Annotated in this window: 18 protein-coding genes and 1 rRNA gene; 11 read left to right on the plus strand and 8 right to left on the minus strand. The window is 45.6% G+C overall.

What is annotated here, in order from left to right:
- Position 1: 1 nt before the first annotated feature.
- Positions 2 to 262, minus strand: coding sequence for a DUF2282 domain-containing protein (locus NX845_RS22795; RefSeq protein WP_004736650.1), 261 nt, complete (start codon positions 260 to 262; stop codon positions 2 to 4).
- Between the two features lie 264 nt (positions 263 to 526).
- Here NX845_RS22795 and uvrD point away from each other — a divergent pair, with 264 nt between their 5' ends.
- The gene (uvrD, locus tag NX845_RS22800) at positions 527 to 2,701 is read left to right on the plus strand and encodes a DNA helicase II (RefSeq protein ID WP_017077758.1); all 2,175 of its coding nucleotides are present in this window, start codon (positions 527 to 529) and stop codon (positions 2,699 to 2,701) included.
- Positions 2,702 to 2,873: 172 nt separating this feature from the next.
- Here uvrD and tpx read toward each other — a convergent pair whose 3' ends face one another.
- From tpx to rarD, 5 genes are all read right to left on the minus strand, one after another.
- On the minus strand, positions 2,874 to 3,371 hold the full coding sequence (tpx, locus tag NX845_RS22805) for a thiol peroxidase (RefSeq protein ID WP_004736648.1): 498 nt from the start codon (positions 3,369 to 3,371) through the stop codon (positions 2,874 to 2,876).
- Between the two features lie 784 nt (positions 3,372 to 4,155).
- Positions 4,156 to 5,913: a gamma-glutamyltransferase gene (gene ggt / locus NX845_RS22810; RefSeq protein ID WP_208775699.1), complete on the minus strand. Its 1,758-nt coding sequence runs from the start codon at positions 5,911 to 5,913 to the stop codon at positions 4,156 to 4,158.
- A gap of 91 nt (positions 5,914 to 6,004) precedes the next feature.
- A complete protein-coding gene (locus NX845_RS22815) occupies positions 6,005 to 6,667 on the minus strand; it encodes a LysE family translocator (protein WP_004736644.1) in 663 nt (220 codons plus the stop codon).
- A 99-nt stretch (positions 6,668 to 6,766) separates the two neighbouring features.
- Positions 6,767 to 7,561 (minus strand): AraC family transcriptional regulator, encoded by a 795-nt coding sequence (locus NX845_RS22820; protein ID WP_017077762.1) that lies wholly within the window; start codon positions 7,559 to 7,561, stop codon positions 6,767 to 6,769.
- Between the two features lie 86 nt (positions 7,562 to 7,647).
- Entirely contained in the window at positions 7,648 to 8,556 is a 909-nt protein-coding gene (rarD, locus tag NX845_RS22825; protein WP_102576333.1) for an EamA family transporter RarD, read from the minus strand.
- Positions 8,557 to 8,735: 179 nt separating this feature from the next.
- On the opposite strand from rarD, the gene recQ reads away from it, so the two are divergent.
- The 3 genes from recQ (at position 8,736) to NX845_RS22840 (ending at position 11,928) form a co-directional block, all read left to right on the plus strand.
- Entirely contained in the window at positions 8,736 to 10,574 is a 1,839-nt protein-coding gene (gene recQ, locus NX845_RS22830; RefSeq protein ID WP_004736641.1) for an ATP-dependent DNA helicase RecQ, read from the plus strand.
- Positions 10,575 to 10,646: 72 nt separating this feature from the next.
- Entirely contained in the window at positions 10,647 to 10,958 is a 312-nt protein-coding gene (locus NX845_RS22835; protein ID WP_009848192.1) for a DUF3630 family protein, read from the plus strand.
- A 298-nt stretch (positions 10,959 to 11,256) separates the two neighbouring features.
- Positions 11,257 to 11,928 (plus strand): 7-cyano-7-deazaguanine/7-aminomethyl-7-deazaguanine transporter, encoded by a 672-nt coding sequence (locus NX845_RS22840; protein ID WP_009848193.1) that lies wholly within the window; start codon positions 11,257 to 11,259, stop codon positions 11,926 to 11,928.
- A 101-nt stretch (positions 11,929 to 12,029) separates the two neighbouring features.
- Here the strand turns inward: NX845_RS22840 and gppA are convergent, their stop codons facing one another.
- Both gppA and rhlB read right to left on the minus strand, forming a co-directional pair.
- Positions 12,030 to 13,523 carry a guanosine-5'-triphosphate,3'-diphosphate diphosphatase gene (gene gppA / locus NX845_RS22845; RefSeq protein ID WP_017081537.1) on the minus strand — a complete coding sequence of 498 codons (1,494 nt, stop codon included), beginning with the start codon at positions 13,521 to 13,523 and terminating at the stop codon, positions 12,030 to 12,032.
- 6 nt (positions 13,524 to 13,529) lie between these two features.
- Positions 13,530 to 14,840: an ATP-dependent RNA helicase RhlB gene (gene rhlB, locus NX845_RS22850; RefSeq protein WP_004736636.1), complete on the minus strand. Its 1,311-nt coding sequence runs from the start codon at positions 14,838 to 14,840 to the stop codon at positions 13,530 to 13,532.
- 111 nt (positions 14,841 to 14,951) lie between these two features.
- On the opposite strand from rhlB, the gene trxA reads away from it, so the two are divergent.
- The 7 genes from trxA to NX845_RS22885 all read left to right on the plus strand — a co-directional run.
- Positions 14,952 to 15,278 (plus strand): thioredoxin TrxA, encoded by a 327-nt coding sequence (trxA, locus tag NX845_RS22855; RefSeq protein ID WP_004736635.1) that lies wholly within the window; start codon positions 14,952 to 14,954, stop codon positions 15,276 to 15,278.
- A gap of 200 nt (positions 15,279 to 15,478) precedes the next feature.
- Positions 15,479 to 16,738: a transcription termination factor Rho gene (gene rho / locus NX845_RS22860; protein WP_029222011.1), complete on the plus strand. Its 1,260-nt coding sequence runs from the start codon at positions 15,479 to 15,481 to the stop codon at positions 16,736 to 16,738.
- Between the two features lie 110 nt (positions 16,739 to 16,848).
- Positions 16,849 to 17,844: a hypothetical protein gene (locus NX845_RS22865; protein WP_004736631.1), complete on the plus strand. Its 996-nt coding sequence runs from the start codon at positions 16,849 to 16,851 to the stop codon at positions 17,842 to 17,844.
- Between the two features lie 98 nt (positions 17,845 to 17,942).
- Positions 17,943 to 19,784, plus strand: coding sequence for a 4-hydroxy-3-polyprenylbenzoate decarboxylase (gene ubiD, locus NX845_RS22870; RefSeq protein ID WP_017095447.1), 1,842 nt, complete (start codon positions 17,943 to 17,945; stop codon positions 19,782 to 19,784).
- Entirely contained in the window at positions 19,781 to 20,050 is a 270-nt protein-coding gene (locus tag NX845_RS22875) for a 2Fe-2S iron-sulfur cluster-binding protein (protein ID WP_017081534.1), read from the plus strand. The genes ubiD and NX845_RS22875 overlap by 4 nt, the downstream gene beginning before the upstream one ends.
- A gap of 20 nt (positions 20,051 to 20,070) precedes the next feature.
- Positions 20,071 to 20,784 carry an NAD(P)H-flavin reductase gene (gene fre / locus NX845_RS22880; protein ID WP_017095446.1) on the plus strand — a complete coding sequence of 238 codons (714 nt, stop codon included), beginning with the start codon at positions 20,071 to 20,073 and terminating at the stop codon, positions 20,782 to 20,784.
- Positions 20,785 to 21,365: 581 nt separating this feature from the next.
- A 16S ribosomal RNA gene (locus tag NX845_RS22885) occupies positions 21,366 to 21,440 on the plus strand; the annotation flags it as partial.

Below are 21,440 nucleotides of genomic sequence, written 5' to 3' on the forward strand. Positions count from 1 at the left end.
ATTATGATGATTGAGTGTTACCACCTGATAATTTGCCACACAGTCCTTTAGGAACGACCACGAATGCATCGGATTGGTTGTCTTCTTTGGCTGTACCCGCACATGAACTTGTTTTGGTTGCACAATCATTTTGGCCAGCTTTTGCAACGCCGTAGCATTTCTCTTTTGCTGCTGCTTCCGCAGGTGCTGATGTAAGAACTGCACCGCCGAACGCTAGTACACTTGTGATTGCAGCTGTAACAGCAAGATTAGAATTTTTCATAGTCATTCCCTCTAGGACTTAATAGTATTTTTATATCGCAGGTTAATAAGTTGTTAACTTGCTTACTAAAAAGGATAGGAAGAACTCGGAAATAATTTCACTGCATTATAAAAAATATCAATATTAATGATGTGTTATCTATTAAGTTACTGATTATATGATGTTATTTTTTGATTGTTTTTTCTTCTTATTATCCTAAACGCAGCCTAGTGTTTAGGTTATAATCAGCTTTTATGTATAAATACCCAGTAGTGAGCATATCCAATGATAGATCCTTCGCTTTTACTCGATGGCCTAAACGATAAACAACGTGAGGCGGTCGCAGCACCTTTAGAAAACCTACTTATTCTGGCAGGTGCTGGCAGTGGTAAAACGCGAGTGTTGGTGCATCGCATCGCTTGGCTGCAAAGCGTAGAGCAAGCATCGCCGTTCTCTATCATGTCGGTTACCTTCACCAACAAAGCGGCAGCAGAGATGCGTGGTCGTATTGAAGAATTGATGATGGGTAGCTCGTCAGGCATGTGGAACGGAACCTTCCACGGTATTTGTCACCGCATCCTTCGTGCTCACTACCTCGATGCAAAACTGCCAGAAGATTTCCAGATCATTGATTCTGATGATCAGATTCGTTTGCTACGTCGTTTAATCAAGGCGCAAAACCTTGATGAAAAGCAGTGGCCTGCAAAACAAGCTTCTTGGTGGATCAATGGCAAGAAAGACGAGGGATTACGCCCAAATCACATCGACGCCTACCATGATCCAATAACTCAAACGTGGTTAAAAATTTACTCTGCTTACCAAGAAGCATGTGATCGTGCTGGCTTGGTCGACTTTGCGGAAATCTTGTTGAGATCGCATGAACTATTGCGCGATAAGAAACACATCCGCGAGCACTACCAAGCTCGCTTCAAGCATATCCTTGTCGACGAATTTCAAGATACCAACAACATCCAATACGCTTGGTTACGTATGATGGCGGGCCCGGATTGTCGCGTGATGATCGTGGGTGATGATGACCAATCTATCTATGGCTGGCGTGGTGCCAAGATTGAAAATATTCAGAAGTTCTTGGATGAATTCCCAGGAGCTTCAACGGTTCGACTCGAACAAAACTACCGTTCAACCAAAACCATTCTGCAGGCGTCGAACGAGCTTATCTCGAACAACACTGAGCGTATGGGTAAAGAGCTGTGGACCGATGGCAACGATGGCGAGCCAATCTCAGTTTACTCGGCTTATAACGAGTTAGATGAAGCGCGTTTCACGGTCAGCAAAATCAAAGAGTGGCAAGAGAAAGGCGGTGCGCTAGAAGATACCGCGATGCTTTATCGTAACAATGCCCAATCTCGTGTGCTTGAAGAAGCTTTGATTCAAGGTGGTCTACCTTACCGAATCTATGGCGGCATGCGATTCTTCGAGCGTCAAGAAATCAGAGATGCCTTGAGCTACCTGCGCTTAATGAGTAACCGCAGCAATGATGCGGCATTCGAACGTGTCGTCAATACGCCAACGCGTGGTTTGGGTGATAAAACGTTAGAAACGATTCGTCTTGCGGCGCGTGACCGTGGTGCAACCATGTGGCAAGCCAGTATTGCTCTGATAGAAGAGCAAGTGCTTCCAGGCCGTGCTGCGGGTGCATTGAGCCGCTTTATCGAGCTTATCAATGCGCTTGAAGATGACACCATAGAACTGAGGCTTCATGAGCAAACCGACCACGTGATCAAATCGTCGGGCTTGTTTGCGATGTACGAGCAAGAGAAGGGCGAGAAGTCGAAGGCACGTATTGAGAACTTGGAAGAATTAGTAACGGCAACGCGTCAGTTTGAAAAACCAGAAGAAGCGGATGAAATGAGCATGCTAACAGCATTCTTAACTCATGCGGCTTTGGAAGCGGGTGAAGGCCAAGCTGATGAGTTTGATGATGCGGTTCAGTTAATGACTTTGCACAGCGCCAAAGGCCTAGAGTTCCCAATGGTATTCATGGTTGGCGTTGAAGAAGGTATGTTCCCAAGTCAGATGTCTGCCGAAGAAGCGGGGCGTTTAGAAGAAGAGCGTCGTCTGTGTTACGTAGGCATGACTCGTGCGATGGAGAAGCTTTACATCACTTACGCTGAGATGCGTCGTTTGTACGGTCAGGACAAGTACCACAAACCGTCACGCTTTATTCGTGAACTACCAGAGACCTGTCTGGATGAGGTTCGTATGAAAGCGCAAGTGAGCCGTCCTGCAAGCAGTGGCCGCTTTAGCCAAACCGCCGTGAAAGAGAACTTTAACGAAACAGGTTTTAGTTTGGGTTCTCGCGTTAAGCACCCTAAGTTTGGTGAAGGCACTATCATCAACTTCGAGGGAAGTGGCCCGCAGAGTCGAGTTCAAGTCGCGTTTAACGGTGAAGGCATCAAGTGGTTAGTAACGGCTTATGCTCGTTTAGAACAGTTGTAATCTGCTACTTCAGCATGTAGAAAACAGTTCGATATCTGAAACTATTCAGCATTGAAAAGTAATCCGTATAAAAAACAGAAAGAGCAGCCAATGGCTGCTCTTTTTTTATTGCTCGATACCGACCTAAATTAGGTTAATATGAGCTGAAGACATTGTTGCCTCAAAGTGAGACTTACAGTGCTGCAAGTGCCGCTTCGTAGTTTGGTTCTTCAGTGATCTCTGCAACTAACTCGCTGTGTGTTACCACACCTTTTTCATCAACAACGACAACTGCACGTGTTGTTAGGCTTGCTAGTGGGCCTTCAGCAATCGCCACGCCGTAGTCTGATGCGAATGCAGGAGAACGGAAAGTTGAAGCGTGTTGAACGCCTTCAATGCCTTCTAGTTCGCAGAAACGGCCAGCGGCAAACGGTAGGTCAGCCGAAATACAAACAACAACCGTGTTCTCAAGTTCTGCTGCTTTTGCGTTGAACGTACGTACGCTCGTTGCACAAGTTGCTGTGTCGATGCTTGGGAAGATGTTTAGAACCACTTTCTTGCCTTCAAGAGAAGCAAGAGTCAGTTCAGAAAGGTCGCCTGCAGTCAGTGCAAAGCTTGGTGCTTGTTCGCCAGTTTGTGGGAATGTGCCTGTTAGTGGTACAGCAGCGCCTTTGAAGGTAACGTGTGACATGAATTTGTCCTTAGTTTAATTATGGTTATGAAACTAGTTGAGCCTAGTAAGACTTACGTTACTCGGAAGTGGTTAAGAAGTGAATGCTTTAAATGTCAGAATTGTAATTAAAGGTCTTTGATTTATTTGTTTGAGAGAAGAATAAGTGAAACGACAGATAAAGAAAAACCCCGAGAGCTTGCGCTCATCGGGGTCTATAGTCTTACTCGCAGCAATCCGGCTACTAAGTGTGCTCCATGCATCAAATCCATGATAGTGTGCTGTTATCCTTCAGCGTATTCCTTTCGTCGCCTTCCTAGCGGTGTCCTTGATCTTATCCTGATCTGCCAACAATCCTCGTTAGCGCGCGTCACTTGTTCCTTGAGCGGTGTCCTTTACATCATCCTGATGTTCAGTCCTTTCCTCGTCCAGAGGTGTCCATTGTCTTTCCTTAGTAGCAACCATCCTAGTTACTATTGCGTCCATTCAATGTCCATTTCGCTATCCATGCCGATTATTCATCCTGAGTAATCGAATCTTCATCCTGAAGATAACCAAGTCCTTGGCGTTTCCTGTTCCGTGTCAGCATCCTTCCGACACCATTCATATTACCGATTCCTTATTTATCAGCAATGGTGCATAAGCGAATTTCTATATAATTATTTGAATGATAAATGTGCGTATCGTTTTATTTCAATTGGTTACGATGTCTGGGTGACTGATTTTGTCATCAAATATCGATATTTACTCACTGCCTTGTGAGAGATCTCGCACAAGGCAGCGAGTAAAAAGGGAGGATTATTCCCTACTGACCAATGGCTGCACCTTCACGACGAGGGTCTGCAGCGCCTTCTAAACCATCTTTTGTGATGCGAATCGCGTGTAAACCAGAGTTAAGATCGCGAACGTTGACCTCAAATCCCATCTTTTCTAGCTCAGGTTTGAAGTTTTCCGCCGATGTTCCTTTTTCCAAATCTAAAGTACCGAAGCGGTTTAGGAAGTGCGGTTGATTGATGGCTTGCTGAATATCCATGTCCCATTGGGTATGCGCAATGATCGCTTGTGCTACATAACCTATGATACGGCTGCCACCGGGAGAGCCAATCGCCATGTAAGGTTTATCGCCTTGCATGATGATGGTCGGTGCCATTGAAGAACGTGGACGCTTACCTGGTTCAAGTCGGTTGGCGATAGGCTTACCATCGTTATGGGTCTTGAATGAGAAATCCGTCAGTTCGTTGTTGAGCAGGAAGCCTCTTACCATCAAGCGTGAGCCAAAGGCATTCTCAATAGTGGTGGTCATCGACACGACATTGCCATCGCTATCTACAATATTGAAGTGGCTAGTGGACGGTAATTCAATAGAAACATCTTGGCTTCTCTGCATCGCGTGATCCCACGGCGGTGTGCCTGAAGATGCGCTTGCCAATGCCTTACCTGCGGTAATTAACTGAGCACGTTCCTGCAAATAGTCAGTATTCACTAACCCTTGGGTAGGCATTGGCACATAATCTTGATCCGCCATGTACATACCACGGTCTGCAAAGGCTAGGCGAGAAGCATCTGATAACACTTGCCAAGATTTCGCGTCGTTTGGTCCCCATGATTTGAGGTCAAACTGCTCGGTCATCGCTAAGATCTGCCCAACTGTTAATGCACCTGAACTTGGTGGACCCATTCCGCACACTTGGTAGCTTTCATAAGCGGAACAAACCGGCTCGCGCTGCTTAATCGAATAAGCGTCGAAGTCTTTCTGTGCTAATACGCCCGGGTTATCTTTCGCTGTTTGTACTGTGTTAATGATGTCGGCAGAGATCTCACCTTGGTAAAAGGCCTTAGCGCCGTTCTTCGAAATAGCGTTTAACGTTGCCGCGTACTCTGGGTTCTTAAGTAGCGTGCCAGCGGCTTTCGGGCTGCCATCGGCATTGAAGAAGTAGGCTTTGGTAGTGGCAAAGCGGCTTAGTCGCTCTTGGTCATTATCAATCAAGGTGGCTAAGCGTGGGCTGATGGTAAAACCTTCTTCAGCCAGCTGAGCAATAGGCTTAATCAGTGATGCCCATTCGAGCTTGCCGTACTTCTGGTGAGTGTCCCACAGCAATTGCACCGTGCCTGGCGTGCCAACAGAACGACCGCCAACCACGGCATCATAGAATTTAAGCGGTTGTCCGTTTTCGTCTTGGAATAGACGTGGTGTGGCATCAAGTGGTGCAGTTTCACGGCCATCGTAGGTTTTGAGTTGCTTGTCCTTGCCATCAAAATAAACAAGGAACGCGCCGCCCCCAATACCTGAAGACTGAGGTTCCACTAAGCCAAGCATAAGCTGCACAGCAACCATGGCGTCTATCGCGTTACCACCACGAGCAAGTACATCAGCACCGGCTTGTGTGGCAAGAGGGTTGGCCGCGGTGACCATCCAATCGTTGGCTTTAACGAGCTGTTTGGTTTCTAAACCACTACTTTGTTCGGGTGCGACGGAATCGGCAGCTTGATTTGCCCAACTGACGTGAGAGGCAAAAAGTAGGGTAGAAGTGGCGAGGGTTGTTAGTTTTGTTTTCCACTGCATGATCTTCTCCTTTTAATATGCAGAGCTAGATTGGCAGTGGAAAGATGAGATAGCCAGAGTGTTGTTAACGAATTGTAACCTTGATTCGAATTTAAGCGATTAAACCGGACAGCGACTGCCAAAGAATACTCACGCCAATAAGGCTGAATACCACGCCACATAAGCCATCGATGTATACCGTTGCTTCGCTGAGTTTCTTTTGCAATGCTTTAGTCGAAAGCATCCAAGCCAGTAGTGAGAACCAAAATAGAGACAGACCAAATAGGATGATAAGCGCAAAGCCTTTACCTGACAGAGACATGTCGGCAGGCACTAGGCTCGACATCAAGCTGATAAAGAACACCAAAGCCTTTGGGTTGAGAATATTGGTCGCAAACCCTTTCGAAAATGCCTGACGCTTATTGGTCAGAATCAGATCGTTGGAATTGACGGTATCGGCATCATCATCGTGGTTCTGAATGATTTGCCAGGTTGCTTTAAGTGCTCCGTAACCTAAGTACAGTAAGTAGCTACCGCCGGCTAGTTGGATAATGGCAAATAATGTCGGTTGTTGGTGGACTAGGTAACTGATTCCCGTCAGGCTCAGCAATGAGTGCAGCAAGATCCCGCAAGATAAACCAAGCGCAATGTACAAGCCTGTCTGGCGTCCGTGACGCGTCGCATTTTGCACGACTAACGCAAAATCAGGGCCGGGGCTCATCAAAGCGATGAAGTGGATAGAGGCTAGGGTGATCAGTATGGTGACTTCGTTCATCGTCAGTTCTCAATAACGTTGCCGCTATTTTTAAATAAGTAATCGTATTGAGCGTAGCTTACCGTGATTTGAAATCGAGCAATTGTAAATTATCAACACTTAGTTGATTTGTGAGGGTGGTACACCGAACGTGGTTTTGAAAGCCTTAGAGAAGTGTGCTTGGTCATAGAAGCCTACTTGGTGCGCGACCTTGGTACCACATATCCCAGACTTAATCAGACGCATGCTCTGTTCCATACGTAAACGGCTCAGCCATGCATAAGGCGTAATGCCCATTCTGTTTTTAAAATGGCGTTGGAATTGAGTCGTGGTTAAACCACACAACTCAGACAATTGTTCTAATCGCACTGGTTGATCCAAGTTCGCCATCAAGTAGTCTTTGAGTGTATCAATCGATTGATTACCCAGTTTGATGTCACTCTTCGATCCAAATTTCGCATAACGATCGACAATCGTCGAGAACCCTTCGAAAGGTAAGCAATCTTGAGCGAGCTGGCTGATGTTTTGATGGATTAATAGGCCGTGTAAGTTGCGTAATTGTGAAAATGCAGCTTGATCGGAGAGGATCAACTCAGAAAAGCCTAATGTGTGACCATTCTTCTTGGGATCGGCAAGATCTTGAAACCATTGGGGAGACACGGCAAACACACTGACTTGATAACCCGAATCGAGTTTGGAGTGCCCATCATGCAGCTCATCGGGTGGCATGATAACAACTTGGCCAGCACCAACATTATGGCTCGTCCCTTTATAGACGAATTTCTGCTGTCCTTGGGTAATTAAACCAATATGAAAGTCCAAATGATAGTGGCGCTGAAAAGCAAACTCTTGGTATTGAGCTTGGATCAGGCTGATATCTTCTGTTGGGGTAGAGTAATAGTGGACTTTATCCATGGTACAAAAAAGCTTGGTCAAATAGTCATCAATTCAACCAAGCTTATCTTCGTATTAAGGGATTGTCTTGTAAAAAACGATCAGTGTTACTGCTTAGCGCGTTTGTTCTTTCTGTTGTTACGCAGACCGTCAAAGCTGAATATCACCAACGCTCCCCAAATAAAGGCGAAGGTAATCGCTTTGTCACTGGTAAACGCTTCGCCATAAATCAGCACCGCTAACAAGAACATTAAGCTTGGTCCAATGTACTGGAAGAAGCCGAGGGTCGATAGCTTCAAGCGTGTTGCGGCACCAGTAAAGCACAGCAGTGGAATGGTGGTAATAACACCAGCCGCAACCAGTAATAGATTAAGTTGCATTGGGTTCATTGAGAAGTCCGAGGTTGGACTATCAGCAATAAACAGTAGGTACGTTGCTGCGAGAGGCAACATAACCAGAGTCTCAATGAACAAACCGGTTTGCGCTTCTAAGCTCACCTTTTTACGCAGTAAACCATAAAAACCAAAGCTAAAGGCTAGGGCAATGGCGACGATCGGCACTGAACCGAAGGCAATTAATTGGATTAATACGCCAATCGCAGCAAGAGCCACTGCAAACCATTGCAGCTTACGTAAGCGTTCGCCGAGGAAGAGCATCCCGAGCAACACGTTAATCAGTGGGTTGATGTAATACCCCAAGCTGGCATCAAGCATGTGATTGGAATTCACCGCCCAAATAAAAATAAGCCAGTTAGCGCCCACCAAAATAGACGTCGCCACCAAATAGAGCATTTTTGGTTTCGAGGTCAGGATGTCGCGGACTTTACGCCAGCTGCGGCCAATGTGCAGTAAGAAAGCGAGTAGGAAAAAGGACCATACTACACGGTGGCTAAGGATCTCTAACGGGGATACGTCACTTAAAGATTTGAAATATATAGGGGCGATCCCCCACATGGTGTAGGCGCCGACGGCAAGCAAAACTCCCTGGCGCGTACGTTGTTGTTCTTCCTGTGTCATGCATCTTTCTCTAGCACTGAGTGCTTATTAATAAGATTTATAAGAGAGTTGGTCAGTATAGGAGCGATAACCCTTTTCACCTAACAATTTGCGGTTTAATTCGCCAGCGTTCCCCTCTACAATGTGCGACTTGCTTGCCGAAGATGCTTGCTGATTTCATACCTCGATTAGGAACCATAATGACCGCCACTCTGATTGCTGAGCAAATACCAACTCCCGCGAATGATGCGCAAACCATCTTGCAAGATGTGTTCGGCTATCAAAGCTTTCGCGATGGTCAGCAAGAGGTCATTGATTTGGCCGTTGAGGGCAAAGACAGCTTGGTGATTATGCCAACCGGTGGCGGTAAATCTCTGTGTTACCAAATCCCGGCTTTGGTTCGTGAAGGGCTGACTCTGGTTATCTCACCGCTGATTTCGTTGATGAAAGACCAGGTTGATCAGCTGAAAGCTAACGGCGTCGCGGCAGAGTGCATTAACTCGTCAATGCCGCGTGAGAATCTGATCTCGGTCTTTAATCGTATGAACTCAGGTCAGTTGAAAATGGTGTATGTCTCGCCAGAGCGTGTGTTGATGCGTGACTTTATCGAGCGTCTACAAGGCTTACCGCTTTCGATGATTGCGGTCGATGAAGCGCACTGTATCTCTCAGTGGGGACACGATTTCCGCCCTGAATATGCATCATTAGGCCAGCTTAAACAGTATTTTCCGCATGTGCCTTATATGGCGCTAACGGCAACCGCTGATGATGCGACGCGCAAAGATATTATCTCGCGTTTGCAGTTGGTGGATCCGCATACGCATTTAGGTAGCTTCGATCGCCCTAATATTCGTTACAACTTGGTTGAGAAGCATAAGCCCGTGTCACAGGTGGTTCGCTACCTAGAAACACAGAAAGGCAATTGCGGCATCATCTACTGTGGTAGTCGCAAGAAAGTGGAGATGGTGACCGAGAAGCTGTGCAATAACGGTATTCGCGCTGCGGGTTACCATGCTGGCATGGATACCGACGAACGTGCTTACGTTCAAGAAGCTTTCCAACGTGATGATATTCAGATCGTGGTAGCGACTGTGGCCTTCGGTATGGGTATCAATAAACCCAACGTGCGCTTTGTGGTGCACTTTGATATTCCACGCAATATCGAATCTTACTATCAAGAGACTGGCCGTGCGGGTCGTGATGGTTTACCTGCTGAAGCGATGATGCTGTTTGACCCGGCTGATATGGGTTGGCTTCGTCGCATGCTGGATGAGAAAGAAGAAGGCCCACAGAAACAAGTTGAGATGCACAAGCTGAACGCGATGAGTGCCTTTGCCGAAGCGCAAACCTGTCGTCGTCAGGTTCTATTGAACTATTTTGGCGAATATCGCGAGAAGCAATGTGGCAACTGCGATATCTGCCTCGATCCACCTAAGCATTTTGATGCGACTAAAGAAGCGCAGAAGGCATTGTCTTGTGTGTACCGTGTCAATCAGTCGTTTGGTATGGGCTACGTGGTGGAAGTGATGCGTGGCATGCAGAACATCCGTGTGCGCGATAATGGTCACGATAAGTTGTCTACTTACGGTATTGGCCGCGATCACAGCCACGATTACTGGATCAGTATCTTCCGTCAGCTGATTCACAAAGGTTTGTTGTTCCAAAACATCACTCGTAACTCGACATTACAGTTAACAGAAGAAGCCCGCCCGTTACTGCGTGGTGAGATGTCTTTGGAGTTGGCTGTTCCTCGTTTAGATACCGCGGTGCGTAATGCGAAGTCCGACAAGCTGAGCAGTAAGAACTACGATAAGAAGCTGTTTGCGAAACTGCGAAAGCTGCGTAAGTCGATTGCAGATGAAGATGGCTTACCACCTTATGTGGTATTCAGTGACGCGACGCTGATTGATATGGCTGAAATCCTACCCACATCTTATGGCGAGATGCTGGCAGTGAATGGCGTTGGTCAACGCAAACTGGATAAGTACGCTGATCCATTCTTAGATTTGATTCAAGAACACATCACTACACACGGCTAATTGCTAGTTTTCAGAAGTGTTTAGCTTATAAAAACCATTAGCTCATAGAAAAAGAATAAGGTTGATAGGGACATGACAACACCAACAGAATTTGGCTTAAGAGAGTATTTGGCTGAGGAAGGACGTTTATTGATTACGTCTCCAAGTTTTGATTTTGATTCTTACGAAGTGTTAGGTGAAAAGCTGGTGGCGTTACTGTCAGCGTCTGTTGTTGAAAAACAATGGGACGCCGATATGCACTCTTGGTTGATTGATTTTGAAGATTGTCGAATGTTTTTAAAGTCTGAGCATTACAGTGAATCAATCTGGTTTGAGTCGCTAAACGCTGAAGAAAGCCGAGAAGAGTTCGATTATCTCGCGACGCTTTTCAAGCGCGGCTTCTAACTTTTAGCACGGCTTCTAACTTCAAGCATGGTTTCTAACGTTTAGCATAGCTTCTAAAAACATAGCTTTAAAAAACAGAGATTCTAGCGTCATTCACCAATAAAAGTGAGGATAAACGATTGCGTCTGTTCTCACCGTTGCAGCTAATATTGATTAATGTATAATCGCCCGCCGCTCAATAGAGCAAATTATAGAAACATTTTTAATTCACATTATTGGTAAGAGCTTTCTTGGATTATTCGAAGAAATGACTCGATTTGGGTTCCCTCACCCCCAAACCAAACTAAAAAGGTACAGCATGAGTAACTTTACCCCTGCGCAACAGCGCAAAGCCCTAGCACTATTAGTTTTGTTCCATTTGATCATTATTGCGTCAAGCAACTATTTGGTTCAGCTACCTTTTACCGTCTTCGGTATGCACACCACTTGGGGTGCTTTCACTTTCCCGTTTATCTTCCTAGCGACCGACCTCACAGTACGCATTTTTGGCGCGCAGCTTGCTCGTAAAATCATTTTCTTAGTGATGTTGCCTGCACTGGCCGTTTCTTATTTATTGTCTGTGGTGTTCTTTGAAGGTTCATTCCAAGGCTTTAGCCAACTAGGCGAGTTCAACCTGTTTGTTGCACGCATCGCAGCGGCAAGCTTCATGGCTTATTTGCTCGGTCAGATCTTGGATGTGCATGTGTTCAACCGCTTACGCCAAATGAAGCAATGGTGGGTTGCGCCAACGTGTTCGACACTTTTTGGTAATGCCATTGATACCATCGCGTTCTTTGCGATTGCCTTCTACCAAAGCCCAGATCCATTCATGGCTGAGCACTGGACTGAGATTGCGTTGGTCGACTACGGATTCAAGCTTATCATCAGCTTAGGTTTGTTCGTGCCTATGTACGGTGTGCTTCTTAATTACGTGGTTAAGAAGTTAACCGCAGTGAACCCTGATTTTAAAGCGACAGGTGTTAACGCTTAAGTTTGAGATTTGTAACACAAAGCATTAATGCAGCGATAAGAAAAAGCCCAAGTTAGTCTACTAACTTGGGCTTTTTTAATTTCTAGCGTCAGATATTAATATCAGAGGCATTCAATATTCAATGGCCAGCCAATATCGGTTTGTCTATTCGACTCGATCTCTAGCTCAGCAGCGGTCAGCGGGTTGTCTGCTAGCCATTGCTTAGAAAGCGTTAAGGTCAGGTTGTTACCATCGGTTGCAAGCTTAAACTCAGGCTCTAGCGCTGGATTGCGACGGTGGGTCAGCAAAATAGCTAAACGCAGAATTCGTAAAATACGCTTGCTGCTGGTGCCTGAGATTGCATGTTGCTCTGGCAATGAGGTTAACTGTTCACGGTAGCGACGTGTTAACTCACCCAAGTAGTGCTTTTGCGCTCGAGTAAAGCCTGGCAGGTCTAAGTTCTGCAGTAGGTAAGCGCTGTGCTCGCCGCCTTTTTTGAAATCGATGGTTAAACCAATCTCATGAAGCTTAGCTGCGGTTTGCAATAGCACGCCAGCTTGAGGTTCTGAAACCCACTCTTCGGCGCCCGCTTGCTCTAACAGAGTTTGTGCGACGACAGCAACTTGTTCACCGTAGCTTACGTCCATTTGGTAACGTGATTGCACGCTCTTGATGGTACGCGCACGAATATCTTCTTGGCGAAGTTCATCCACCATCTCGTAGGCTAGGCCTTCACGGAGTGCGCCGCCTGCGAGTGTCATTGAATCTATTTCAAGTAGCTCAAAAATAGCGATAAGAATAGAAAGGCCACTTGGGAACACTAATGCACGCTCTAGGGTCAATCCTTCTATTTCTAGCTCTTCCAAGCGCTCGGTAATCATAGCTTGTTTCTGTAAACGCTTAAGCTTGGCATGAGTAATGACTTCATCCATGCCTTGCGCCAACATGATTTCTTGCAGTGCTTGAACGGTACCACTGGCACCAACACACACATCCCATCCGATATCAGTGTAGCTATCTAGGATAGGAGCCAACGTAGACTTAGCCGCTTCAATGGCATTGTTAAAGTTGGTTGCGGTTAATTGGCGATCTTTAAAGTGGCGCTCAAGCCAGGTAACACAGCCCATCTTCAGGCTAGTTAGTGCTTTCGCTGAGAAGCCTTCACCTATGATCATTTCGGTGCTTGCGCCACCAATATCAACGACCAGTCGGCGGCCGCTGCCACCAGAAGTGTGTGCTACGCCTTTATAGATAGTCGCAGCTTCTTCTTCACCAGAGATAACATTGATGTCGTAACCAAGGATCTGGTTCGCTTTCTCTAGAAATATATCCACATTGATAGCGGTACGTAGGGTCGCTGTACCCACAATGCGGATATTTTCTTTCGGAATATCTTGCAGTCGCTCTGCAAAGAGACTCAAACAGTCCCAACCGCGCTGCATAGCTTCTGTACTAAGCGCATTATTTTCATTTAAGCCTGCTGCTAAACGCACTTTACGCTTAATCTTAGCCATAGTTTGTACGCTGCCATCGATGTGACGCACAACGAGCATATGAAAACTGTTCGACCCGAGGTCGATTGCAGCATAAAGCGGGGGTGACACTGTTTGACTCATAAGCGACTAAGCTTCCTTGTTATGACGCGGTTGGCGTGGGCGACGGTTCTGGTTTGGTTTACGGTTACCGTTGCGTGGGCCATTGTTGTTTGAGCGGCGTTGTTGCGGGTTACGTGTACGTAAGCGCATCGGTGCTGGCAGATCTTCTAATAGTGCAGAAGCATCGTAGTCAGACATTGGGATAGCATGCTCAATGTATTCTTCGATTGGTGGCAAGTTGATTGCGTAATCTTCACAAGCAAAGCTGATCGAGTGACCGCTTTCACCAGCACGACCTGTACGACCGATACGGTGAACGTAATCTTCGCAATCGTCTGGCAGGTCAAAGTTGAATACGTGTGTTACTTGAGGAATGTGTAGGCCACGTGCTGCAACATCGGTTGCGACAAGAAGGTCAACATCACCTTTGGTGAACTGCTCAAGAATTTTTTCACGTTTCTTCTGAGGAACATCGCCAGTTAGCAGGCCTACACGGTGACCATCGGCAGCCAAGTGGCCCCAAACTGATTCACATTTGTGCTTCGTGTTAGCGAAGATGATTGCGCGATCTGGCCATTCTTCTTCGATTAACGTTTGCAGAAGAGCCATCTTATGTTCGTTAGAAGGGTAGAACAGCTCTTCTTGAATGCGGTGACCTGTTTTACGCTCAGGCTCAACAACCACGTGCTCTGGGTTGTGCATGTGCTCGAACGCTAGCTCTTGTACGCGGTAAGACAGCGTCGCAGAGAACAGCATGTTCAGGCGATCTTTTGGCTCAGGCATACGGCGGAACAAGAAGCGAATGTCTTTAATAAAGCCCAGATCAAACATACGATCGGCTTCATCAAGCACAACCGCTTGAATGTGGTTAAGGTTAAATACCTTTTGCTTGTAGAAATCGATGATGCGGCCAGTCGTACCAATTAAGATATCTGCGCCTTCTTCGATTTTACCTAGTTGCTTGTCGTAGCTTTCGCCACCGTAAGCGAGTGCTGCTTTGATACCCGTGCTTTCAACCAGAGAGTCAGCATCGTTGTAGATCTGAATCGCGAGTTCACGCGTTGGTGCCATAATAATTGCACGTGGCTGGTTAGGCTTACGCCCTTCATGCTCAGGTGTTTTTAGCAGGTGGTTAAAAGTAGCAGTTAGAAACGCAAGCGTTTTACCAGTACCCGTTTGGGCCTGGCCTGCAATGTCTTGGCCGGTGAGCAGTACCGGGAGCGCCAAGGCTTGGATAGGGGTACAATAATCGAACCCTTTTTTCTCCAATCCTTCAATGACTTGAGGAAGTAAATCCAAGTCGGCGAACTTTTGCTCTGTGATATGCGTCTTTTTCATTGCTATAGAATATCAGCTTAAGCTTGCAATACGAAAGTAAATACATTCCAATAGGGCATCTATTTACTGGTTATCATCCAACCAGTTCTAAAAAATACATTGGAGTGGAAGATGAGTGATAAGATTTTGCAGCTAACTGATGACGGTTTTGATAACGATGTAATCAATGCTGCAGGCCCTGTTCTTGTTGATTTTTGGGCAGAATGGTGTGGTCCATGTAAAATGATTGCGCCGATTCTTGATGAAATCGCAAACGAGTACGAAGGCAAGCTCACAATCGGTAAATTAAATATCGACCAAAATGCTGGAACTCCACCAAAATTTGGTATTCGTGGCATTCCAACGCTGCTTCTTTTCAAAGATGGCGGCGTAGCAGCAACTAAAGTTGGTGCATTGTCTAAAACTCAACTTAAAGAGTTCCTAGACGCTAACCTTTAATTAGGTGAGCCTTTGAAAAGAAACCGCGCAGTTAACAAATGCGCGGTTTTGTTTTTTCTAAGCTATGGACTAGTCTTAGTTTTAGTGCTAATTTATCGCACGTTAATTGAACGAATTTCTCTTCTTGGTCGATCCTGTGACCAACTCCTTCTTAACTTAAGAAAACAGATCCTATTTTGACTAAACAAACTTCCACCACTATGAATCTTACTGAACTGAAGAACAGACCTGTGTCTGAACTTGTTAAACTTAGCGAAAGCCTAGGTCTTGAAAATCAAGCTCGCCTAAGAAAACAAGACATTATCTTCTCCATCCTTAAAGCGCATGCAAAAAGTGGTGAAGACATCTTTGGTGATGGTGTTCTAGAAATTCTTCAAGACGGTTTTGGTTTCCTGCGTAGCGGCGACAGTTCGTACCTTGCTGGGCCAGATGATATTTACGTATCACCAAGCCAGATTCGTCGTTTTAACCTTCGCACCGGTGACTCGATTGGCGGTAAAATCCGTCCACCTAAAGATGGCGAACGTTACTTTGCACTGCTTAAAGTAAACACGGTTAACTACGACAAGCCAGACAACGCTCGTAACAAAATCCTTTTTGAAAACCTGACTCCTCTTCACGCCAACGAACGTATGGTGATGGAAGCGGGTAATGGTGCGACTGAAGATATCACAGCTCGAATTCTTGACCTTGCTTCACCTATAGGTAAAGGCCAGCGTGGTCTGATTGTTGCTCCGCCTAAAGCAGGTAAAACAATGCTTCTGCAAAATATTGCACAAAGCATTGCACGCAACCATCCTGAGTGTGAACTAATGGTTCTACTTATCGATGAGCGTCCAGAAGAAGTAACAGAAATGCAGCGCCTAGTTAAAGGCGAAGTAATCGCATCGACTTTCGATGAGCCAGCATCTCGCCACGTACAAGTAGCAGAAATGGTAATCGAGAAGGCGAAGCGTCTTGTTGAACACAAGAAAGATGTGGTTATCCTACTGGACTCAATCACTCGTCTAGCTCGTGCTTACAACACTGTTATTCCTTCATCAGGTAAAGTTCTTACTGGTGGTGTTGATGCGAATGCTCTACATCGTCCAAAGCGTTTCTTCGGTGCGGCACGTAACGTAGAAGAAGGCGGTAGCTTAACTATCATCGCAACTGCACTGGTTGATACTGGTTCTAAGATGGATGAAGTAATCTACGAAGAATTCAAAGGTACAGGTAACATGGAACTGCACCTTAACCGTAAGATTGCTGAAAAGCGCGTATTCCCAGCGATTGATTTCAACCGCTCTGGTACTCGTCGTGAAGAGCTTCTTACTAAGAGCGATGAACTACAGAAGATGTGGATCCTGCGTAAGATTGTTCACCCTATGGGCGAAACTGATGCAATGGAATTCCTTATCGATAAGTTAGCAATGACTAAAACGAACGATGAGTTCTTTGACGCAATGCGTCGTCAGTAGTCTTGATTAGCTGATAGTTATTAAAAAGCGCTGCCTTCGGGTGGCGCTTTTTATTTGCATTTTATAGCGACAGCTTGCAGAATGAGCAAAAGTGTTAAAAGGAAGTTAAAATGCAACATGGACTGTTGTCATCATTACTCCTGTCTACTTCACTGTTACTTTCCCCGGTCGGTATGAGCTATGCCACCGAGATGTCTCCAATTACAGTAGAGTCTTGGCTTGAGAATGATCAAGTAAAACTGAAAACTGCTGAATTACTCGAATTTGTCGTACGTGACGAAGTTAATTCGCTGCGCTTCGCGCTTGAGCGTCTGACATTTCCCCAACAAGAAGTGGCTCGTTACCAACTCTTGAAGAAGCTCGAACAGCAAAAAATTGTCCTCACCCCCAAGATGTCTATCTTCATTGAGCAGCAACTCGCTATCACGCCAACTTACCAAGTTTTAGAGCGTGGAGATGGTTATGAGTTTACGGTACCTGCCTTTAATTACCCTTCGATTGCCAACCGGCTCATCAAACAGTGGCGCCAAGACCAGAAGACGCTGGTGTTTGTGTTAGATGCAGAGAAACAAGAACTCGACCTAAAAGAGTGGTTATCTGGATCTGAGCATCAAGTTCAAACACGAGAAGCATTGTTAATCAGAGAGCTAGACAGTTTGTCTCCTGAAGCGGTTGATTATCTGACTAAGCAACTCACGGCCTCCTCGATTGTTAGCTGGCTACCTTCTACTGAGGTGGTGGTTCGATTAGCGCAAGTGAGCGAAGACCCAGAGGTCTACAAGATTCTATGGCGAATGAAGGCCGATTATCATAGCCAAGCTGAGCTAGTCCGCCTTGCTGAAACCAAACAAGCGTTCGCACTTGAACAAGTAATGGCTGCGACTAAGAACCCTCGTTTGAAAGATGAAGCGATTACTTTGCTTACCAAGGTTAACCCGCTATCAGAAGAGGTGAAGGAGTTTCTTGTCTCTAGGATGGCGATTGCCGATGAAGCGCCATTAGTCGCCCGTGAATTAGCCAAACAAGGTCATACGCGATGGTTGCAAGATCTTGTCAATGATAACCCTCAGGTGAAGAGCTCTTTGATCGAGCAAGCATTACCGTAAAGTGGATTTTGTCTCTCAATAACCACACTAAAAAGGGGGATCTCAGCGTCACCCTTTTTGATATACTGAGCGCAGAATAATCAGCATGTAGAAGTCCTATGAGTTTTAAAGATTTACGTGATTTTATCGACCATCTTGAAAGTATTGGTCAGTTGAAACGCATTTCTCACCCAGTCGATCCAGACTATGAAATGACCGAGATTAGCGACCGTACTCTACGTGCTGGTGGCCCGGCTCTTTTATTTGAAAATCCAATAGGCTATGACATGCCTGTTTTAACCAATCTATTTGGTACACCTAATCGTGTGGCTATTGGTATGGGTCGTCAGGAAGTGAAAGAACTGCGTGAAGTGGGTAAGTTGTTAGCTTACCTAAAGGAACCTGAGCCACCAAAAGGCTTTAAAGATGCTCTTGATAAACTGCCGGTGTTTAAGCAGGTCTTAAATATGCCAGCTAAACGTCTTCGTAAAGCGGCATGCCAACAAGTGATATGGCAGGGTGATGACGTCGACCTAGATAAAATCCCCGTGATGAGCTGTTGGGCCGACGATGTCGCGCCATTGCTAACATGGGGATTAACGGTTACTCGCGGTCCTAATAAGAAACGCCAAAACTTAGGCATCTATCGCCAGCAAAAAATCGGCAAGAATAAAGTCATTATGCGTTGGTTAGCCCACCGTGGTGGAGCGCTTGATCTGCGTGATTGGATGGAAACTAACCCAGGCAAACCATTCCCAGTCTCTGTAGCGTTTGGAGCAGATCCAGCCACCATTCTTGGTGCGGTTACGCCAGTGCCGGATACTTTATCGGAATACGCATTTGCAGGTTTACTACGTGGTAGTAAAACTGAGGTTGTTAAATCAATCAGCAATGATTTAGACGTTCCTGCAAGTGCGGAAATCGTGATGGAAGGTTACATCGACCCGAATGAGTTCGCGGACGAAGGGCCTTACGGAGATCATACTGGTTACTACAACGAGAAAGAAAAGCACCATGTGTTCACTGTTACTCATGTAACCATGCGCGAAAACCCTATCTATCACAGCACCTATACTGGCCGTCCACCTGATGAGCCTGCGGTATTGGGTGTTGCGTTAAATGAAGTGTTTGTTCCTATTCTTCAAAAGCAGTTCCCAGAGATTGAAGATTTCTATCTACCACCTGAAGGTTGTTCATACCGAATGGCAGTAGTAACCATGAAGAAGCAATACCCAGGTCACGCTAAGCGAGTGATGATGGGTGTATGGTCTTTCTTACGCCAATTCATGTACACCAAGTTTGTATTGGTGTGCGATGAAGATGTGAATGCACGAGACTGGTCTCAAGTGACCGCTTCTATGTGTGAACATATGGATCCGTCACGTGATAGCTTGATGATAGAGCACACGCCAATCGATTCATTGGATTTTGCATCACCTGTGGTTGGGTTAGGCTCTAAGATGGGCTTAGACATCACTAAGAAGTGGGATGCCGAGTTAGCACTATCGCCAGATATCGAATCAGCACCTGTAAATAGTGAACATATAGAGGGCAGCTTAGCTGAGTTAACCAAGACTCAACCTGAAATTATTGATATTCACCTGCAAAACGACAATGCCAGCATGGTTGTGGTGTCTATTGATAAGCAAGCTGCCGGTAATGGTAAGAAAATCATGGAAGCGGTTTGGTCTCAATTTGATGAGAACAAGTTTGTTATCGTGTGTGATGGCGATGTCAACGTGAGTGATTGGAATGACATTATTTGGGCGGTGACCACAAGAATGGATCCGGCTAGAGATACGTTGTTCCTACAGAATGAAACAGGACACTCAAAAATGGGTCTAGATGCGACCAATAAGTGGGAAGGCGAATGCCTGCGTGAGTGGGGTGTTCCAATCACAAAAGATCCTGATGTCGTTAAAAAGATTGATAGCATCTGGGAACAGCTAGGAATTTCATGAGCTACCAAGTAGTCTTATACCCAGAAAACATCAGTTTTACCGTAGAAAAAGGGCAAACGGTCTTGGATGCTGCGCTCAACAGCGATATCTATTTCCCAAACCGTTGCCAAGTCGGCGCATGCGCGATGTGTATGTGCAGAAAATTAGAAGGGCAAGTGAGTTACCATCTTGAACCCATGCTCACAGAGAAAGAGCAGCAACAAGGCTGGATTTTTGCTTGCCAAGCATTTGCAGAAAGTAATTTAGTTCTAACCTTTGCCGATTAAGGGTTAGTAAGAGGAAGAACATGACTATTAAATGTAAAGTGAAGTCTATCGAGCCTTTGGCTTGTAATACTTACCAAATCCTACTTCACCCAGAAACACCGGTCGCTTTTAAAGCGGGCCAATATCTGATGGTTGAAATGGGCGAGAAAGATAAGCGTCCATTTTCGATTGCAAGCAGCCCTTGTCGCCATGAAGGCGAGCTTGAGTTACACATTGGTGCAGCTGAGCACAATGCTTACGCTTCAGAAGTCGTTGAGGCAATGAAGAAAGCGCAAGCTGAAGATGGCGATATAGCTATTGATGCTCCGCACGGTGATGCGTGGGTTAAAGAAGAAAGCGATCGTCCTCTGTTACTAATTGCTGGTGGTACTGGCTTTAGCTACGTGCGCTCTATTCTCGATCACTGCATCGCGCAGAACAGTAAAAAAGAGATTCATCTATACTGGGGTGCAAAAGATGAGTGTCAGCTGTATGCGAAAGAAGAGCTTGTCGACATTGCAGCAAAACACAGCAATGTGCATTTTGTACCAGTAGTAGAAGAAGCACCTGAAGTTTGGCACGGCCAAACGGGTAATGTATTAGAAGCAATCACGCAAAGTTTCGAATCATTAGCTGATTTCGATATCTACATTGCGGGTCGTTTCGAAATGGCAGGCGCTGCAAGAGACATGTTTACTCAGAATAAAGAAGCAAAGCGTGACCATATGTACGCAGATGCTTACGCATTTATCTAAGAATTCTTTTGGATTTTGAACGAAAAGAGAGCAGAAATGTTCTCTTTTTTCTGTTTAGGTGAACTATTAGGCAGTTAACCCCTATTTATTCATTTTTTATGAAAAAGTAGTTGCTAAGCTGAGTGGGTTCCCTATAATGCGACACCACTGAGACGGCAGACGCCACAAGGCTTCAGCAACAATCAGTCAGACGGAAAGCGACAAAAAATTAATTTTCAAAAAGTGTTTGACACTGAATGTTAATTCGCTAGAATGGCCGTCCACTTCGAGAGGCTCCTTGCTTAAAAGGAACGCTCAACAAGTGAAGCTCTTTAACAATTTAAACCTATCAATCTGTGTGGGCACTCGTTGATGAATATCAAAACGTCATTCTTAGGAATGGCAGTTACTTCGGTAACAAACTTGATTTCAATGAACTGAGTGACCAATACAAAATTAAGTTTACTTAATTTTGGCACAGTCAATTCATTACCATTCTGTTGGAATGGTAATAGCTTTAGAATTACATGTTCTTTGTTTATTTTCGAATAGGCGAATGAATATTAGTTTTGAAGTCAGTATTCGTTGAGTCACAAAATCTTAAATTGAAGAGTTTGATCATGGCTCAGATTGAACGCTGGCGGCAGGCCTAACACATGCAAGTCGAGCGGAAACGA

Origin of the sequence: Vibrio sp. NC2 (assembly GCF_025195005.1) — a bacterium.
Classification (GTDB): domain Bacteria; phylum Pseudomonadota; class Gammaproteobacteria; order Enterobacterales; family Vibrionaceae; genus Vibrio; species Vibrio splendidus.

Bases quoted from the DNA above. Each gene is read 5' to 3' on its own strand.
- rho (WP_029222011.1), top strand. From the start codon at position 15,479: ATGAATCTTACTGAACTGAAGAACAGACCTGTGTCTGAACTTGTTAAA.
- NX845_RS22840 (WP_009848193.1), top strand. From the start codon at position 11,257: ATGAGTAACTTTACCCCTGCGCAACAGCGCAAAGCCCTAGCACTATTA.
- rhlB (WP_004736636.1), bottom strand. From the start codon at position 14,840: ATGAAAAAGACGCATATCACAGAGCAAAAGTTCGCCGACTTGGATTTA.
- NX845_RS22795 (WP_004736650.1), bottom strand. From the start codon at position 262: ATGAAAAATTCTAATCTTGCTGTTACAGCTGCAATCACAAGTGTACTA.
- NX845_RS22835 (WP_009848192.1), top strand. From the start codon at position 10,647: ATGACAACACCAACAGAATTTGGCTTAAGAGAGTATTTGGCTGAGGAA.
- ubiD (WP_017095447.1), top strand. From the start codon at position 17,943: ATGAGTTTTAAAGATTTACGTGATTTTATCGACCATCTTGAAAGTATT.
- uvrD (WP_017077758.1), top strand. From the start codon at position 527: ATGATAGATCCTTCGCTTTTACTCGATGGCCTAAACGATAAACAACGT.
- NX845_RS22820 (WP_017077762.1), bottom strand. From the start codon at position 7,561: ATGGATAAAGTCCACTATTACTCTACCCCAACAGAAGATATCAGCCTG.
- ggt (WP_208775699.1), bottom strand. From the start codon at position 5,913: ATGCAGTGGAAAACAAAACTAACAACCCTCGCCACTTCTACCCTACTT.
- fre (WP_017095446.1), top strand. From the start codon at position 20,071: ATGACTATTAAATGTAAAGTGAAGTCTATCGAGCCTTTGGCTTGTAAT.
- NX845_RS22815 (WP_004736644.1), bottom strand. From the start codon at position 6,667: ATGAACGAAGTCACCATACTGATCACCCTAGCCTCTATCCACTTCATC.
- NX845_RS22875 (WP_017081534.1), top strand. From the start codon at position 19,781: ATGAGCTACCAAGTAGTCTTATACCCAGAAAACATCAGTTTTACCGTA.
- gppA (WP_017081537.1), bottom strand. From the start codon at position 13,523: ATGAGTCAAACAGTGTCACCCCCGCTTTATGCTGCAATCGACCTCGGG.
- trxA (WP_004736635.1), top strand. From the start codon at position 14,952: ATGAGTGATAAGATTTTGCAGCTAACTGATGACGGTTTTGATAACGAT.
- rarD (WP_102576333.1), bottom strand. From the start codon at position 8,556: ATGACACAGGAAGAACAACAACGTACGCGCCAGGGAGTTTTGCTTGCC.
- tpx (WP_004736648.1), bottom strand. From the start codon at position 3,371: ATGTCACACGTTACCTTCAAAGGCGCTGCTGTACCACTAACAGGCACA.
- recQ (WP_004736641.1), top strand. From the start codon at position 8,736: ATGACCGCCACTCTGATTGCTGAGCAAATACCAACTCCCGCGAATGAT.
- NX845_RS22865 (WP_004736631.1), top strand. From the start codon at position 16,849: ATGCAACATGGACTGTTGTCATCATTACTCCTGTCTACTTCACTGTTA.